Raw genomic sequence first — 16,103 nt, 5'->3', positions numbered from 1 at the left:
GTGTCCTAGTCCAAGCAGGTGGCGCGCTGCCAATTCTCCACCTGCGTAATGATCGACGGCAACGAACGGGTGATTGCCATAGGGGCGGTCAAGGGCAATTGTTCGAATTGAACCAGTCAGAGAGCTGAGAGAGTGGGCATTGACGGGAATAATAAGAAAGCCTGCAGGCAGGTGAGCTCGGAGCCCGAGTATCTGTTGTTCTTCACGTGCCGGGTCGCCATGGGTATCCGCCAAAACCACAAGATGCCCGTAGCTATAGGCGGCAGCCTCAATACGCTGGGCAAGCTCGGAGAAATATGGATTGGTTATATCCGGCAAGACAAGAGCAATCATGTTGGTGCGGTGCCGCCGCAAACCGCGTGCTAGGTTGTTGGGTCGGTATCCAAGTGCTGCGACGGCTTCGCCGACAGCTTCGCGCATTTTGGATGTGACGGAAGGATTGTTGCTCAATACGCGCGAAACTGTGCCGACCGATACGCCTGCCCGTTTCGCAACATCCTTTATCGTCGCCATTAATGCCTGCCCCACAAATTGCATTTGCCTCCCGGCAAATCCCGAGAGGCAAGAGAATAAGGCATTTCCAGCAAAAGTACGAAGCGGTTTTTTGTTGGATAATGCGTAAAAACAAATAGATAGGGCGATACCAGCGATACAATCTTAACCGGAGCCGCCTTTATCTTTATTTTTCGAAATTGATTGGCACCGGACGCTGCATCAAATCCACATAGAGATCAAAGAAGCGCTTTTTGTCGAACTCTTTTACTACTTTCATCTTTTGCAATAGTGGCGTTGGCTGCTTCTGCCAATAGCCAAGAGTGCGGCCATAGCCTGGGCCAAAAGCGATATCGACGTCCATATAGAGATCGTCCACTTTTGTTGCGTAACTTGGGTCGATGGCATAGGCTAGGGCGAGGGTATCAAAGACGCTTGCGCCGGCTTTTGGATCTTTTGCAAAGGTCTCGGCCATCCAGCTATCTGCAAAGAGTTTTTGAACTGGGCCGTCACCGGCGATCACCCGGTCAAACGTTTCTTTATCAAGTTGTGTAATATCGGTCACATCCAACGGAATCATAGCTTGTTCAATTGGCGCGCGCATGACGATACGTGCGGCTTCCGGATCGACCCAGACATTCATTTCTGCTGCAGGTGTCGTGTTGCCTTTGACATCGACAGCACCCGCCATGTAGACGATACGCTTGATAAGCGGCACGATTTCTGGGTTCTTGCGGATGGCGAGAGCGACATTCGTGACAGGTCCAATAACCAGAAGCGTTACTTCATTCGGGTTGGCCTTAACCGTATTGACTATAAAATCGACAGCGTCTTCTTTCTCGAGCTTTGCCTTCTTTGCAAAGCCATCGGGCGGAGCAATCAAGTCTTTTTCGGTTGGTTCAGGACGATGAAAAGCAGTCTTGTAGCTTTCGCCAAAACCGAACAGCGCTCGCTCGCTTTCAAAGCTGCGGGGATCATGCACCAACGGTAAGTTGGCTCCCGCATAGACGCCAACTTTGTCCTCAATACCCAACCGCTCCACGGCGCGAAGCGCATCGGCTACTTCCTGCTTCAGCCAGTTATTGCCAGTGACAACAGTGACGCCAAGGAGATCAATTGCGCCTTGTTTGTAGAGCTGTGCGGCCATGATCAAGACCTGACCATCATCACCAATTGTGCTGAAATCGGTATCAATGATCATTTTCTCAGTGTCGGCCTGCGCCGGTAGCGCGAGTAAAGTGCTCGCAGCGATACAAACAGCGGCTAAAACTCGTTTCATCGAAAACTCCTCCTCTTCTCCCAAAGACTGAACCGCAATTTTCAGAAAAATGTTACATTATCGAAATGAAACGGTTCATCTTGGAAACGTAACAACTGACAATCCTCTTGTCCAGCCATTCAAATGGTTCATCATGGCAGGAAAAACGGGTCATTGCGTCAGTTATGTCGCCAAAATAGGGAGGCTATTTGATGAAATCACGATTGATATCAATGAACCGTTTCATATTGACTCGAAAATTCTATTCTGTTTTTGATTGAGTGTATGGTGGTCATGTTACAAGAATGGCGACCATTGGGTAGGAGACATGTTTCTCGGGCAGGCTGCTCGAGAGACAATTATTGGGCCAATCGTCAACACCGTCGCGGATCTTTCTTAAGACGAAAGCGGCGGACGGGGAGGAAAGAATGCGCTTTAAAGCTTTTGTTGCCGCAGCGACTGTGGCGAGTGGATTGATCGTAGCTCCGGTAGCGAGTTTCGCTGCCGACAAACCTGTCGTCGGTCTTGTGATGAAATCACTCGCCAACGAATTCTTCAAGAATATGCTCGAAGGTGCCCAAGCCCACAACAAGGAAAAGGGCACTTATGAGCTGAAGGCCGTGGGTATGCAGTCCGAAACGGACATCGAAACCCAAATCAACGCAGTCGAAAATTTCATCACTCAGGGCGTGAATGCGATCGTTATTGCTCCGGCAGATTCGCGTGCATTGGTTCCCCCGCTTAAACGCGCAGTCGATGCGGGTATTGTGGTTGTGAACATCGACGTGGAACTTGATGCACAGGCCAAGAAAGACGCGGGCCTTGAGTTGGCGTTTGTCGGCCCAGACAACCGTGCTGGTGCTAAAATGTCTGGTGACGAACTGGCCAAGGCGATCGGCAAAGGTGGCAAGGTCGTGATGCTTGAGGGAAATCCCGGTGCGGATAATGCCGTGCAGCGCAAACTTGGTTTTGACGATGCCGCAAAAGAGGGCGGTCTGGACGTTCTCGACTCTCGTACGGCTCACTGGGAAACTGAGGAAGCCAATTCGGTATTTACGAATATGCTAACCGCACATTCCGATATCCAGGGCGTAATGGCAGCAAATGACTCGATGGCACTTGGTGTTGTTAAGGCACTCGATGCAGCCAAGCGGAACGATATCAAGGTCGTAGGCTTTGATAATTTGCCAGCAATCCAGCCCGAAATCAAAGCCGGAAAGGTTCTGGCGACCGTTGACCAGTTTGGATCACAGATGGCTGCCATGGGTATCGATAAGGCGCTTGAAGTGGTTGCCGGTGGCGCACCACTTACAGGTTGGGTGAAAACCGATCTGGAGCTGATCACGGCTGATAAGCTGAAGTAATCTCAGTCGATGGTGGTTCCATACGAGTGGAACCACCATCATTCAACCGGAGAAAAGCCATGGGTGAGACCAGCGCTGGCGCGCAATCTGCCCCGATCCTTTCACTCAAAGGAATTCGGAAACGCTTTGGTGGCGTTATAGCCCTTGATGGTGTTGATCTAGAACTAACACCCGGTGAAATTCACGGGCTCGTGGGTGAAAATGGTGCAGGTAAATCAACGCTTATCAAGATCATGAGCGGGATTATCAAGCGCGATGACGGTACCATGACGTTGGATGGCCAAGCCTATGAGCCAGCTTCGCCACGCGAGGCAAAACACGCAGGCGTTCAGGTCGTTCATCAGGAATTCAGTCAGCTTCCATATATGTCTGTCGCAGAGAATATCTGCTTCGAAAATCTGCCAAGAAATGCTTTTGGAATCCTTGATCGCTCGACCTTAAAGCAAAAGGCCCGCGCTGCCCTCGATACTATCGGCCTTGGTGAAGTGGATGTAGCTATACCGGTTGAGCGTCTGGGTATTGCACATCGTCAGCTCGTTGAAATTGCTCGGGCATTGATGAGCGACAGCCGTATCTTGATCCTTGATGAACCAACAGCGACTCTGACTGCACATGAAGCACGCCGACTTTTTGAACTCCTCGGCCTTCTGAAAGCCCGCGGTGTGGCTATCGTCTTCGTTTCGCATCATTTGGATGAAATATTTGATCATTGTCAGCAAGTAACCGTCATGCGCAATGGCAAGACCGTGTTTACGAAGCCGATTAGTGAAACCAACAGCGACGATCTCATCCAAGGTATGGTTGGGCGCAATCTGGTTGACCCAATGCACGCGAAAGTTCCCTCCGCAGCGACTACAGACATACTACTGCGCGTGGAGAGCCTAAGACATTCAAGGTCTCCCAATCCAAATGGCGTGAGCTTCACCCTGCACAAGGGAGAAATTCTCGGCATCGGTGGACTGATTGGTGCCGGTCGTACTGAATTGCTGCGCGCGATCTTCGGGATTGATAAAGCTCTTTCAGGCGATGTGTTCATCGAAGGTGCAAAGACCCAGCTCCGCTCTCCAGCTGAAGCAATTGAAGCGGGAATAGCCTTCGTAACGGAGGACCGCAAAGACGAGGGGCTGATTCTCGAGATGCCGATTGCTGCAAATATCACCCTTGCAGACATGAAAGCTGTTTCGCGGTTCGGCCTTCTGGATCGCCAGTCGGAGTTGCAACTGGCAAAAGAAAAAGCTTCTGATCTGAAACTGAAGTTCGGAGCTCTTGGTGATCGGGTCGCCACATTGTCGGGCGGTAATCAGCAGAAAGTCGTTTTGGCCAAATGGCTCGCGCGCTCGCCTTCGATCCTCTTGCTTGATGAACCCACGCGGGGCGTCGACGTAGGCGCCAAAGCAGAAATATATGCGCTGCTTCGTTCGTTCGCCGCTGAGGGAAGGGGATTGCTTGTCGTGTCTTCTGAGTTGCCGGAGCTTATGGCCCTGTCAGATCGTATACTCGTGATGGCCAACCATTCAATTACTGGTGAACTGACACGTGAAGAATTCTCGGAAGAGCGGATTCTCAATCTCGCTTACAAAACTTCAAAATCTCAACAGCATGCTTCAGAACAAGGAATGGCAGCCCATGGCTAATGTCGCTCCGAACCGCTCTTCTTCAATTCGGTTCGCAAATCTCTTGCGCGATTCCGGCATTGCCCTCGCGCTTCTGTTGCTCATTGTGGTTTTCTCGCTCACCACGCAGCATTTCCTGTCGTTCAATAACATCACCAACATTCTCACACAGGTGACCATCAATCTTATTCTGGCGATAGGTATGACCTTCGTCATATTGATAGGCGGTATTGATCTGTCTGTGGGTTCGCTTCTTGCCCTTTGTGCTGTGGTCGGTGGCACGGTGATGAACTTACCCGGACTTGGGGTTGTCGAAGCCGTTGCTCTTGCCACGCTTGCGTCGATCGCTGTGGGTATTGCCTGCGGATTTGTGAATGGCTTCATAAGCGCCTATTGGGGGCTGCCATCTTTCATCGTGACATTGGGTATGCTCAACATCGCGCGAGGCGCAGCACTACAGGTGACTGACGCGCGTGCGATCTATTCCTTTCCGCCCGCGTTCAATGCGTTTGGTTCGCAGACGCTATTCGGAATACCCTTGGCATTCCTCGTCGCTTTGGCCATGGTGGCAATCGGTTGGTTCGTGCTTAATCGAACCGTTTTCGGACGTCTTCTATATGGCATTGGCAACAATGAAGAAGCTGTGCGGTTGGCCGGGCATCCCGTATTCTGGTATAAAATTGCCGCTTTTACTATTGCTGGTGCAGCCGTTGGGATTGGTGCAATCATCTATATGGCCCGCCTGAACGTCGCGAGCCCAATCATTGGCATTGGTTTTGAATTGAACGCCATCGCTGCAGTCATCATCGGCGGTGTCAGTCTGACCGGCGGCAGAGGCTCCATTCTGGGAACACTTCTTGGCGCGGTGATTATCGGTGTGCTCGCTAATGGCCTCGTTTTGCTCGGCCTTAGCGATTTCATGCGTCAGATGATTACGGGATTTGTCATTATTCTCGCAGTCATTGTCGATAAATATCGTGAGCGTCTGTCGACTATTGGATAGTCTTAAAACATCAGATTGCGACGTCTTCTAATAGGATGCTCTGGCCCTATATCTGGCCAGAGCTTTGATGAATGCGGCATATCGCGCCCTCAATATCGGGCGTCTTTCGGTTTTTTGCCATTGGGCCAGTCTTTTATCTTTCCGGCAAAATCGGGGCGCGGCATGTGGGTGAAATACTCCGATACATCGATGGCTTCTTGATCGGTCAGAACACCACCCTGACCTATCGGCAGGTTGTGGTTTTGTGCAGGTGGCATTGCATATTTTACGAACTGTGCTGCCTTATAGGTACGCGCGAGCCCGGCACCGATATTGAAACTTTCGTCACCCCAAAGCGGCGGAAAAATGTAATCGTCAGCCGTGTCCTTCATACCCTCTCCGTCAGCGCCGTGGCAGGTCGAACATTGCGCGGCATAGATTTTTGCTCCGTTGGCAGGATTTGGGACAAGACTTTCATCGATAGGACCCGCATTTCGGATTGCCACTTTTGTTCCCTTAGTAACATCTTGCCGGAGCCAATCCATATAGGCGACCATCGCAGTCATATCAGGTCCCTCAGGTGGCAGAGGTTTGCCATTCATTGAACGTTGGAAGCAGCCATTGATGCGCATCACTAGATCAACTTCTTTCCCCGCACGCGGCATAACGGCAGGATAGAAGTTGCTGCTGTTGATGTAAGAAGCGACGTTATCGACCTTGCCCTGCCCGATATGGCAGGAATTGCAGTTCAAACCATTTCCGACATTGTCGGGAAGCAGGCGGGCTGTTTCGTTAAGCAGCCGCTTTCCGTGCATGATTTCAGAAGCATTGGGTTCTTTCAGGATGTCACGATCCGGTGGAATGACATAGTTACCAATCTGTTTCTTATCCTTGTCCAGCACTGCATAAGTCACGGGTGCAGGAGCGTCCAAGACTGGTCGAAGACGGTTGAAGAGGAAAGCACCGCCTGTTACCGCCACTGCGAAACCTACCCCGAGAACGACAAGAGTGGTGGTTTTCATTGCTTGTTCTCCGGAACATAGTGAACAGGTTTATGGGCAATTTCACGTCGCATTCGCGCGATATCCTGCTCTGTTATGACGCTTCCATGATTGCCCCAGCCATTGCGGACGAAATTGAGGATTTCAGCCACCTGCCAGTTAGGCAGGTTGGCGAAACCTGGCATGGTGAAAGCCATTTTATCCGCTGGGGTTTCAGGCGTTCTGCCACCAGTCAGTGTAACCTGAATGAGCGAACTTGGATCATCGGCGAAGACGATGGAGTTGCCTGCAAGTGCGGGATAAATGCGTGGAGCGCCTTTTCCGTCCATGCGGTGGCAGACAGAACACTGCTCGACATAAGACAATGCACCGGGTGCAATGAAATCACCGGCTTTGAGCGCAGCAGTTGTGACATCTTCGCTTGGCTTCCATTGTTGCTCGCGTCCCTCACTTGGAGGTAGTGATTTCAGATAGCGAGCAATCGAACGTAAATCTTCTTCCTCAATATACTGGGTTGAGTGTTGAACAACATCAGCCATAGAGCCAAATGCAGCCGTCCGGTCTGTGCGTCCCGTTTTGAGGAAGGTGACAATCTCATCTTCTGCCCAGGTCGAAAGCCCCGTGTCCTGGTCGCGTAAATTTTTTGCGTACCAGCCTTCAAGCACTGATCCGGAAAGGAAGTTACCTTTTGGGTCGTTCTTTACGGCCTTTTCTTCGTAAGCCAATCCCCGTGGCGTATGACATGCGCCGCAGTGACCAAGTCCCTCTACAAGATAGGCACCACGCGCGATGGCTGGGTCTGTCTCCGCTGCGATTTCGAATGAGCGGGAATTTCCGAAAAATAGCTGCCAATAAGCCAGCGGCCAGCGCATACTCGTCGGCCAGGGCAATGTGCTAGGCTGGTTTTCCTGCTTTACGGCATCAACCTTCGACATGAAGAACGCGTAAAGCGCTTTGATATCGTCATCATTGACAACCGTGTAAGAGACGAACGGCATAGCCGGGTAAAGATGAACGTTATCCTTGCGCACACCCTGTCGTACCGCGCGTTCAAAGTCGCTATAACTATAATTACCAATTCCCGTTTGCGCGTCGGGCGTAATGTTGGTGGAGTAGATCGTGCCAAGCGGCGTTTGCATCCCCAAGCCGCCCGCAAAGCTTTTGCCGCCGGGTGCTGTGTGACAGGCCGCGCAATCACCTGCGTGTGCCACATATTCACCTTTGGCGATTAGATTTCTGTCGCTGACATCAACGGTGTTTTGCTGCCTTGGTGTTAGCCAATAAGGTGTCGAAAGCGCAAAGAGCCATGCCGCCGCCAGCGCTCCCGCGCCCGCAACGCCCGCTTTCCAGATCAGTTTCATGTGCCTCAGCCCCCAAAGATATAGGAATAGCCAAGGGTATGCTGAAATCCGATCTCAACAGCATTGATTGGAATCAAATACTCAAAATTATGATGTGAGTAGATGTTAATTTCTAAGAATGTCGAAAGTTGCAGAAGTTGTTCCAATGCACGCATTTCGACGTTTCCCATGGCCGTTCCATGAGCGTGTATGTTTCACAAGGCGAGAGATATTTTTACTCAGTAAGCCAGTCTGCTATTTGTTGCAAGAATGTATGCGTGAAGCCATGCCGGGTAAATAATTCCGCAGCTCGGTCTACGATCTCGGATTTTGTCGGTCTGAGCATCGACTTTCGCGACTTGATCCAAATATCAGAGGCGGTCACTTCGCGTTCCCAAATCACATTTAGACTGTAAGAAATCCGGAAGCTGTGCTCGCTATGTTTGCGTCAAATCAGCGAATTAGTTCGTAATCCACAAACTAACACCTTCACTCAATGGTCCAGAAACAAGTGTTGCGCTTGATTTTTAACTTAGATGAAGGGTTTCACGTTGGCTAATATGCCAAAAGGTGAAATAAATTCAGATGAATGGTTCCTGACAACACCAAAGTGAAAGACGAAGAAGAGTATCCTACGGTTCAATGCCCTTTTAACGTGGTTTAAATGCATAATGGGGAAGAGAGCATGCAAGCCAATTTTGTGCATCTATTAGAACGCGCCAAACAAGCTGTCTTTACAAAATTCGTTTCTTTAACTGGCGCTTTTCCTTCCCACACACTGTTCCTCTCTATGACCGATGGAAAGCATCGCGCAATAACCGTGAACGCTTCTGCTCCAAGCTTGGAGGATTGCTGGAAAGCTCTCATAGAAAAAGCTAAACAAGAGCTGCTATCCAATACGCTTAAAGTTGAATGGCTTCGTATCGAGTGGCCAAACATTGTTGAAGTTCTGACGTGGCAACAGCTCAAGTCACAGATAGAAGCCACAAAACGCAACTACTTCAGATATGGTATTGCGTTCGATCAGCAGTTTGACATTGCCTTTCTTGAGGCGGAACTTAATGCAAATGCAATTCTTTATGGCGGGGGCAACGCCGCAAATGGTGTCTTTAACGCCGGAAACTTTGGTCGTTATCTAAAGCTGCGCCATGGCAAAGATAAACTTGCACTCTCAGATGAAGACGCGGTCTTTCGCTTTTCCACGGCAGGTGTTTTTCTCACATCTAATGATTCCACAATTTACGGGATTACAGGGCATGGACCGAATTGCGGACGCCGAAATATAGAAGCGCTTCAGTTAAACGATATCGATCAGTTGATCGCGGGAGGAAGCCGTTATCTCGCTTCCCAGACTTTGGAGAGTGGCCGCTTCATCTATGGCTGGCACCCTTGTTTTGATCATGAGATCAAGACTTACAATGCGTTGCGCCACGCAAGCTCGCTCTATGCGATGATCGAGGCTTATGAGGTTACGCGTGATAGTGAGCTTGGAGAAGCCATTGAACGCAGTCTTTCTTATCTGACTGATAAGCTGATTAAGACTCTGGATCATCAGGACGAGAAAATAGCCGTTCTTGTCGACGCTCAGAATGAGGTGAAGCTAGGCGGAAATGCGGTCTGTTTGCTGGCTCTCGTTAAATATAGCGAGCTGCATCAAACGTCGCGTTATAATGTTCTTCTTGAACAATTGGCCCTCGCGATCTGCGCTATGCAGGATTCTCAAACAGGGCAGTTCGCCCATGTTCTGCAGTATCCCAAATTAGACGTGAAGGCCGGTTTCAGAACTATTTACTACGATGGTGAAGCCGCCTTTGGATTACTGCGGCTTTATGCGCAAACCAAAGACCCGAGATGGCTTCGTTGTGTTGAACGAGCCTTCGACTATTTTATCGCTGCCGATCACTGGAAAGCGCATGATCATTGGCTTGCATATGCGGTCAACGAACTCACGCGATACCGGCCCGAACGTCGCTATTACGAGTTTGGACTGAAGAATTTTGCCGACTATCTGGATTTCGTGACTGAGCGGATTACCACGTTTCCGACTTTGCTTGAGCTCATGATGGCGGCACAACAAATGATTGCGCGGCTCGAAGCGGACAGTTCACTGCGTAGCCTCATAACGATCATTGATAAGAAAAAATTCTACAATGCGCTCGAAACTCGAGCGCATTACCTCACGAACGGGCACTTCTGGCCTGAAATCGCTATGTTCTTTGCCAATCCGGCCCGAATGGTGGGAAGTTTTTTCATACGACATCACGCATTTCGCGTGCGTATTGACGATGTTGAACACTATCTTTCTGGTCTGATAGCGTATCGAGAATATCGGTTGAAGCGACCCAATTGGAAGGCTCCATGGGAGTTGGATGGCGCAATTGTGGATGATCATCACCCGAAGGGTCCGGTCATTGCCTGGGGCGGGGACGTTAATCTTGGTCGTCGACAACATTATCGTCTCAGTGAATTGGGTGTCGAAAATGTATTGAACATCCCGGAGCTCAGAAAAGCAGATCTTCGAATTATTAATTTGGAGTGTGTTGTCTCAACCCTGGGCGAGCAAGGTGTCAATAAAGGCGAGGGCGGTCCATATTATTATCGAGCACGGCCACAGATGCTCGAACTCCTGACCCATGTGGGGATCGATGTGGTTGCCACTGCGAATAATCACAGTGGAGATTATGGGTCGCAAGCATTGCTACAGCAGGCCGAGTTTCTAAGAGAAGCGGGGATTTCATCAGTAGGCACGGGTGAAAACTTAAATGCTGCCTTTAGCCCCGTCATTAAACCAGTTGGAGATCTGAAGGTCGCGATATTCTCTATTGATGCGACCCAACATCGCTTTGTCGCAACAAAAAATACAGCAGGCTCTGCACACTTGCCTTTGAATGATCCTCAAGCATGGATCGATACGCTGGCTCCAAGGATCGCTGATGCGAGAAAGCGAGCACAAGTAGTCGTTGTTGCGGTTCATTGGGGCGAAAATCTGAGACCAGAGCCGTCATCTGATGAAATAGCGGTAGGCCACGCGATCATAGAGGCGGGTGCTGATGCCGTATTGGGTGCATCGGCTCATCTGCTTCAAGCAATTGAAATCTATAAAGGTCGCCCGATTATCCATGATGCGGGCGACTTTTTGTTTGATGCCATTCAGGGCAAAATTACGAAAACCGGGTTGTTCTCGCTAGAGGTGAGTTCCAACGGCGTAGAGACCATTATCTTTACACCGCTTATTGGAGGTTTTGGTACAACGCACCAGTTGGAGGGGCCCCGGGCACGCGAAGCCGCACAAGAGTTTGCAAAACAATGTCTTACTGCTGGCACCCAAATGCAGGTAAGCGCATCAGGGCGAGGAATAGTGTCTCTTTCACCAGAGGCGCGTTCCACTCAGAGTATTACCGCTGATTCAGATACTCTAAAGAGTGAAAACCCTGATCTGCCAAAAGCGATGATTTATCAGCTCGATAAGCGCTGGAGCCCGGACGTAATGCCAGATGATGTGCGTATCGCTCCGGTTCAAATTGGTCCACTCACCTTACTGGGCGTTCGCGTTTCACCGCAAAAATTTACCGATCGACGCATGCTTTGGGTTGAAACGTTCTGGAGGGCTGATGGTCAACTCGATGAAGATATTCGGCTCGACATTCAAGCTGTCCCTGTAAAGCCGACACGGATGCGCGCCTGGGGTCGTTCCATGGATCATGATCCATGCGACTGGCTTGGGCCAACCAGTGCATGGAAGCCGGGACAGATTTATCGTGATTTCTACGGATTACGTCCTCCATATTTGAAGGACTGGGAAAATGTTGATCTGCAAGTATCCATTGGCATCGTGTCGAAAAGCTATGAGGCTGCTCCAGTCGCGCTGCCCTTTAATATTGAGCTGGCTGTTCCCAACCTTCCAACACCGGTCCTGAAGGAGCCTGTGGCGGCATCGCCAAAGTCAAGGGCTTACCGCCAGCAGTTTAACGATAGCATCAATGATTGCATATCCGGTCAAACATGGACCGCCGATCAGCTGGCTGCAGTCACAGGTGGTAAATGGCTCGTCGCACCTCCGCCAGGCTGGTTTGTTCGTTCCGTTATCCGTGGAATGATCCATAAAAAATTTGTCGACCAACCAACCCTGTATGTTGCATCGGAATTTGAACATCTTGCATTCCATGAACAATATTCATCCACGAAGCGATCCGGCATGGACACACATAGCTTGCTCGTTAAGAACGCGCCGGCATTCGCGGGGGCAATCGTCTCCAAGCCAGTTGCAGGCGTGTCGAGTGATTTTCCACTTTTGCAAGTCCAAGATCCCATCAAAGCATTGATCGAGTTGGGCATTGCTGCGCGTCAGCGATACAAGAATGATGTCATCGCAGCAACCGGAACTGTTGGTAAATCAACGACCGTGAGCATGATCCGCGAGATGCTCGGAAGGGACCTGCAGGTTCTCTCTAGTTACGATAATTATAATTCACGTGTCGGTGCACCGGCACTGCTTGCAAATCTTTCACCCGATCACAAAGCAGCGATTGTGGAAATTGCCCAAAGTGCCCTTTGGATGGAGAGAGGTCCGGTTACGCGGCTCATTGAGCCGACAATTGCTTTGGTGACAGAAATAGGTCTGTCTCAGTCTGATCGCCGGGTGAAATCTCTTAGCGATGTTGCAAGATGGAAATCGAGAATTTTCGACGGGCTAACTGGAAAGGCGGTCGCGATTATTGGCGATCATCTTGCGTGTTTTGACGACATCTTGGCCAAAGCCAATGTTCATGCGAAGAAAATTATTATCTTCGGCGAGAGTGAGCGTGCCACAATGCGTATCGTCGACAGGCAACTAAATGATGAGACAAGTACGATTTGGTTTCGCACACCGGAGGGATTAGAGGGAATTCTGGAAGTCCCGTTGCCAGGCAATGGCATGATTACGAATGCGATGACCGCACTTTGCGTTCTATATGCAATGGGTCATGACGTTACGAAGATGACAAATAGTCTATCAGATCTGGCCGTTCAGACAGGCCGCCTGCAACGGTTTTCAGTACAGGTTCTTTCCACTGGCGTTGCAACAATTATCGATGATAGCTGGAATGCGGAAGTCAGTTCGATGCTCAATGCGATATCGGTTCTCGAGAAAATCACGCCGGTGAATAGAGGCCGTAAAATCGCCGTGCTGGGGCGCATTGTGCATTTAGGAGAGATGGGCAAGCCACTTCATGAAAGCCTTGCAGAACCACTGCTTACGGCAAATCCCCAGATTGTGCTCACACACGGCGATGAAATGCGCTTTTTACGTGAGAAACTGCCTTCCAAACTTCTTGGACCACATTTTTCAACGGCTAATGAATTGGCTCAATATCTCTATCCGATATTGGAACCAGATGATGTTGTGCTCGTAAAAGGTTCTCGACGTGATTCCGATTTTGGAAGCGTATGCGAACTTTTGAGAGATGCGTCTAAACGGGTACAGAATAGCAATCCTGCCCCTTCAACGTTGGGAGAAATTAGGCACCTATTAGACCCGGATAGCGGACTGTCCCAAAACAGTGATGCGGTCGAATTTAATGCAGTGTCATTTTCGGTTGAAACGTTAAACGATCGATCGGTTGCAATTGTGCAAACAGAAGACGGTCCTATGGGACTGACACAAGCACAGTTACGAAAACACAAAGCATCTATCGTGGCAACCATAGGGGTTTCACCAGAACAGCCGCTTTCAGATATACCGCATATCCATGATAAAAAATGGTCGAGTACCACAAAGGCGCTCGCGATTATGCGTCGTGACGCATTTAAAGGTACTTGTTTCGCCGTTACAGGAAGTGCAGGAAAATCAAGCGTCAACAGCATGCTGATGTCGACTCTTAGAGGGCTACACACAGATAAAGAAATATTGGGTACCACGGGTAATCAGAACATGTTTATGGGGGTTATGCGCACACTGACTGCGCTCAAGCCTCAGCATAGCCACCTCGTTCAGGAAGTTGCTGTCGGGCACGCAACCCGATCAGCTCCTGTGCTAAGGCCAAATATTGCCATCGTCACCAACATTTCAGAAGCGCATCTGGAAGCGTTTAATGGGATCGAGGGGATTGCAGATGCAAAATCTGCAGTTCTCCGGGCACTCGAGCCTGATGGTACTGCCGTGATCTGTCGTGATACAGCACTTTACGAACGTGTAAGGGACCATGCCGAGCGCAAAGGCGTGAACATTGTCACCTACGGAACGCACGGAGCTTCCGATTGGAAGCTGACGGATTTTAATTCTTCGTCTGGTGAAGCCCATTATAAAATAGGAAATGAACAATTTAAGCTGATGCTCATTCCGGGGGCACGCCATCAGGCGGTCAATGTTGCGGGGACATTGGCCTGTCTGGCCGCGGGGCGTGAGGATTGGCGTGCCGCGGCGAAGATACTGGAACAATGGTGCCCCCCCGCAGGTCGCGGCTTACCGTTCTATGTTTCTGCATCGTTGGGTGGCAAGGCAATGATCGTCGACGATGCCTTTAACGCCGCTCCGATCGCAATGTTGGCGGCGGCCGAGGCGCTTGCTGCAGAAATGAAAGCGTCGCGGCGCGTTCTGGTTCTTGGCGAAATGCTTGAACTTGGACAAAACTCAAAAGCCATTCATACACGTCTTGCCCATGTGATTGCTCACCTTCCCATAGAGCAGGTCTATGCCGTGGGAGAAGCATATGGCGAATTCTGGCAAAAGCTGCCTGAGGCAAAGCGAGGACGCTATCTTGAAACACTTGAGGAGCTGCATAAAACCTTAAAGGTCGACATTCGCGATGGGGATGTCTGGTGGTTCAAAGGTGCCCACGGCAGTGGTTTGCATCACACGGTCCAGGCTCTTAGATCAGCGCAAGTGGTGAGTGGTTCTGGTTAGCCAGTTGTATCTTCATTCAAAGACCATGATTTGGGAGTGAGACAGAGGACAGCCCCAACAATCAGAGCGGTAGCCGCGACCATAAGTGAGCCGTCGAAGGATGAAGTACGCACGTATAGTGCATTAGCCATAAGAGGGCCGATAATTTGTCCCGCGCCATAGGAAGCGGTCATAATTGCAAGCATGTTGACGCGGGTTTTCGCGCTCAGATGACGGGCTGCAGGCATAGCGATTGTTACTGTTCCCATGAAAGTGCCACCAACCAGCAATGCACTGACAATATAGGCGGCAGGTACATGCAGCAACGGCAGGGCTACACCGATTGCCTGTACGGCGAGATTGACCATAAGGCTCCTGCGACTGCCCCATAGTGTGCGTAAAAAATGCCATAAAAAGCACGAGGGCACTGCTCCAAGGCCGAAAATCGCCCAGATATGCACCGGATCAATCGCGTCAAATGTACTGCGAACGAGTAGCGGTAGGTAGGTGGCTGTGATGATGTAACCAAAGCCCGCCAAACCATAAACAGCAACAAGCAGTGTCGGGCCAAAAGAATCAGACTGCTTCTGGGCGGCGGCGGATGCTGCTGCGTTTTGATGGGCGGATGGTTGCTCCAAAATCCACTGCATTGCGATAGCAGTCACTGTTAGTATGAGTGCTGCGACAGCGAGTATGAACCAGATTGCATGGCTTGGTAGCGTCGCCAGATGGCTAAGCGCAATTATCTCCGCTGAAACAACAATGCCGATGCCCACGCCTGAATAAAGTACTGGGGCGCTGTCATGCAATCTTTGATCATGGATCAGCCAATGCGAAGCAGCAATCATCGAAATGGCGCTAAAAAGGCCAGCAAAGCCGCGGATGGTGATGATGAGCCATTCCGGCATGGGAAGGGCCAGCAAAGCGATAGCAATAACCGTGGTCACGGTTGCGATGGTGCATAACTTGCGGCTTGAAACACCTGAGAGTAGCACTGCTAACAACGCCCCAATCAGATATCCGGCATAGTTGGCCGCCGCCGCATAAGAACCGCCTTCAATAGAAATCTGCCCATCAGCAACCATAAGCGGATAGAGACCAGTAAAAGCAAAGCGGCCAAATCCCATGCCGATGATTAGCACCAATGCAGCAGCAATTGCGGCACCGCGCTCAGGCCTGTTACGCATTGTT

At 50.4% G+C, this 16,103-nt stretch carries 9 protein-coding genes; 4 read left to right on the top strand and 5 right to left on the bottom strand.

Features of this window, described 5'->3' with window-relative positions; genetic code table 11:
* On the bottom strand, nt 1–513 hold a 513-nt coding region (locus OIV19_RS15775), incomplete at its 3' end, for a LacI family DNA-binding transcriptional regulator (RefSeq protein WP_264232215.1).
* Nucleotides 514–679: 166 nt separating this feature from the next.
* Nucleotides 680–1,771 (bottom strand): nucleoside hydrolase, encoded by a 1,092-nt coding sequence (locus tag OIV19_RS15770; protein ID WP_264232214.1) that lies wholly within the window; start codon nt 1,769–1,771, stop codon nt 680–682.
* Nucleotides 1,772–2,178: 407 nt separating this feature from the next.
* On the opposite strand from OIV19_RS15770, the gene OIV19_RS15765 reads away from it, so the two are divergent.
* Genes OIV19_RS15765 through OIV19_RS15755 form a run of 3 tightly spaced genes read left to right on the top strand, consistent with a single transcriptional unit; the run spans nt 2,179 to nt 5,730 of the window.
* Complete coding sequence (locus OIV19_RS15765) at nt 2,179–3,114, top strand: sugar ABC transporter substrate-binding protein (protein ID WP_264232213.1); 936 nt, start codon at nt 2,179–2,181, stop codon at nt 3,112–3,114.
* A gap of 59 nt (nt 3,115–3,173) precedes the next feature.
* The gene (locus tag OIV19_RS15760; protein WP_264232212.1) at nt 3,174–4,748 is read left to right on the top strand and encodes a sugar ABC transporter ATP-binding protein; all 1,575 of its coding nucleotides are present in this window, start codon (nt 3,174–3,176) and stop codon (nt 4,746–4,748) included.
* Nucleotides 4,741–5,730, top strand: coding sequence for an ABC transporter permease (locus OIV19_RS15755; protein ID WP_151091071.1), 990 nt, complete (start codon nt 4,741–4,743; stop codon nt 5,728–5,730). Before OIV19_RS15760 ends, OIV19_RS15755 begins: the two co-directional genes overlap by 8 nt.
* An 89-nt stretch (nt 5,731–5,819) precedes the next feature.
* Here the strand turns inward: OIV19_RS15755 and OIV19_RS15750 are convergent, their stop codons facing one another.
* Nucleotides 5,820–6,731: a c-type cytochrome gene (locus OIV19_RS15750; protein WP_264232211.1), complete on the bottom strand. Its 912-nt coding sequence runs from the start codon at nt 6,729–6,731 to the stop codon at nt 5,820–5,822.
* Complete coding sequence (locus OIV19_RS15745) at nt 6,728–8,071, bottom strand: cytochrome c (protein ID WP_264232210.1); 1,344 nt, start codon at nt 8,069–8,071, stop codon at nt 6,728–6,730. The genes OIV19_RS15750 and OIV19_RS15745 overlap by 4 nt, the downstream gene beginning before the upstream one ends.
* Nucleotides 8,072–8,735: 664 nt before the next feature.
* Here OIV19_RS15745 and OIV19_RS15740 point away from each other — a divergent pair.
* A complete protein-coding gene (locus OIV19_RS15740) occupies nt 8,736–14,933 on the top strand; it encodes a CapA family protein (RefSeq protein ID WP_264232209.1) in 6,198 nt (2,065 codons plus the stop codon).
* Here OIV19_RS15740 and OIV19_RS15735 read toward each other — a convergent pair.
* Nucleotides 14,930–16,099, bottom strand: coding sequence for a YbfB/YjiJ family MFS transporter (locus tag OIV19_RS15735; protein WP_191793378.1), 1,170 nt, complete (start codon nt 16,097–16,099; stop codon nt 14,930–14,932). The two genes, OIV19_RS15740 and OIV19_RS15735, sit on opposite strands and share 4 nt — an antisense overlap.
* Nucleotides 16,100–16,103: the final 4 nt, after the last annotated feature.

It is taken from the genome of Brucella sp. HL-2, assembly GCF_025846885.2.
Taxonomy (GTDB): Bacteria; Pseudomonadota; Alphaproteobacteria; order Rhizobiales; family Rhizobiaceae; genus Brucella; species Brucella quorumnocens.
Note: the sequence above shows the minus strand (reverse complement) of the source record. Positions and strands in the feature narration are given on the sequence as shown.

Excerpts from the sequence above, each read along its gene's own strand:
- OIV19_RS15770 (WP_264232214.1), bottom strand. The coding sequence starts at position 1,771 with ATGAAACGAGTTTTAGCCGCTGTTTGTATCGCTGCGAGCACTTTACTC.
- OIV19_RS15765 (WP_264232213.1), top strand. The coding sequence starts at position 2,179 with ATGCGCTTTAAAGCTTTTGTTGCCGCAGCGACTGTGGCGAGTGGATTG.
- OIV19_RS15760 (WP_264232212.1), top strand. The coding sequence starts at position 3,174 with ATGGGTGAGACCAGCGCTGGCGCGCAATCTGCCCCGATCCTTTCACTC.
- OIV19_RS15755 (WP_151091071.1), top strand. The coding sequence starts at position 4,741 with ATGGCTAATGTCGCTCCGAACCGCTCTTCTTCAATTCGGTTCGCAAAT.
- OIV19_RS15750 (WP_264232211.1), bottom strand. The coding sequence starts at position 6,731 with ATGAAAACCACCACTCTTGTCGTTCTCGGGGTAGGTTTCGCAGTGGCG.
- OIV19_RS15745 (WP_264232210.1), bottom strand. The coding sequence starts at position 8,071 with ATGAAACTGATCTGGAAAGCGGGCGTTGCGGGCGCGGGAGCGCTGGCG.
- OIV19_RS15740 (WP_264232209.1), top strand. The coding sequence starts at position 8,736 with ATGCAAGCCAATTTTGTGCATCTATTAGAACGCGCCAAACAAGCTGTC.
- OIV19_RS15735 (WP_191793378.1), bottom strand. The coding sequence starts at position 16,099 with ATGCGTAACAGGCCTGAGCGCGGTGCCGCAATTGCTGCTGCATTGGTG.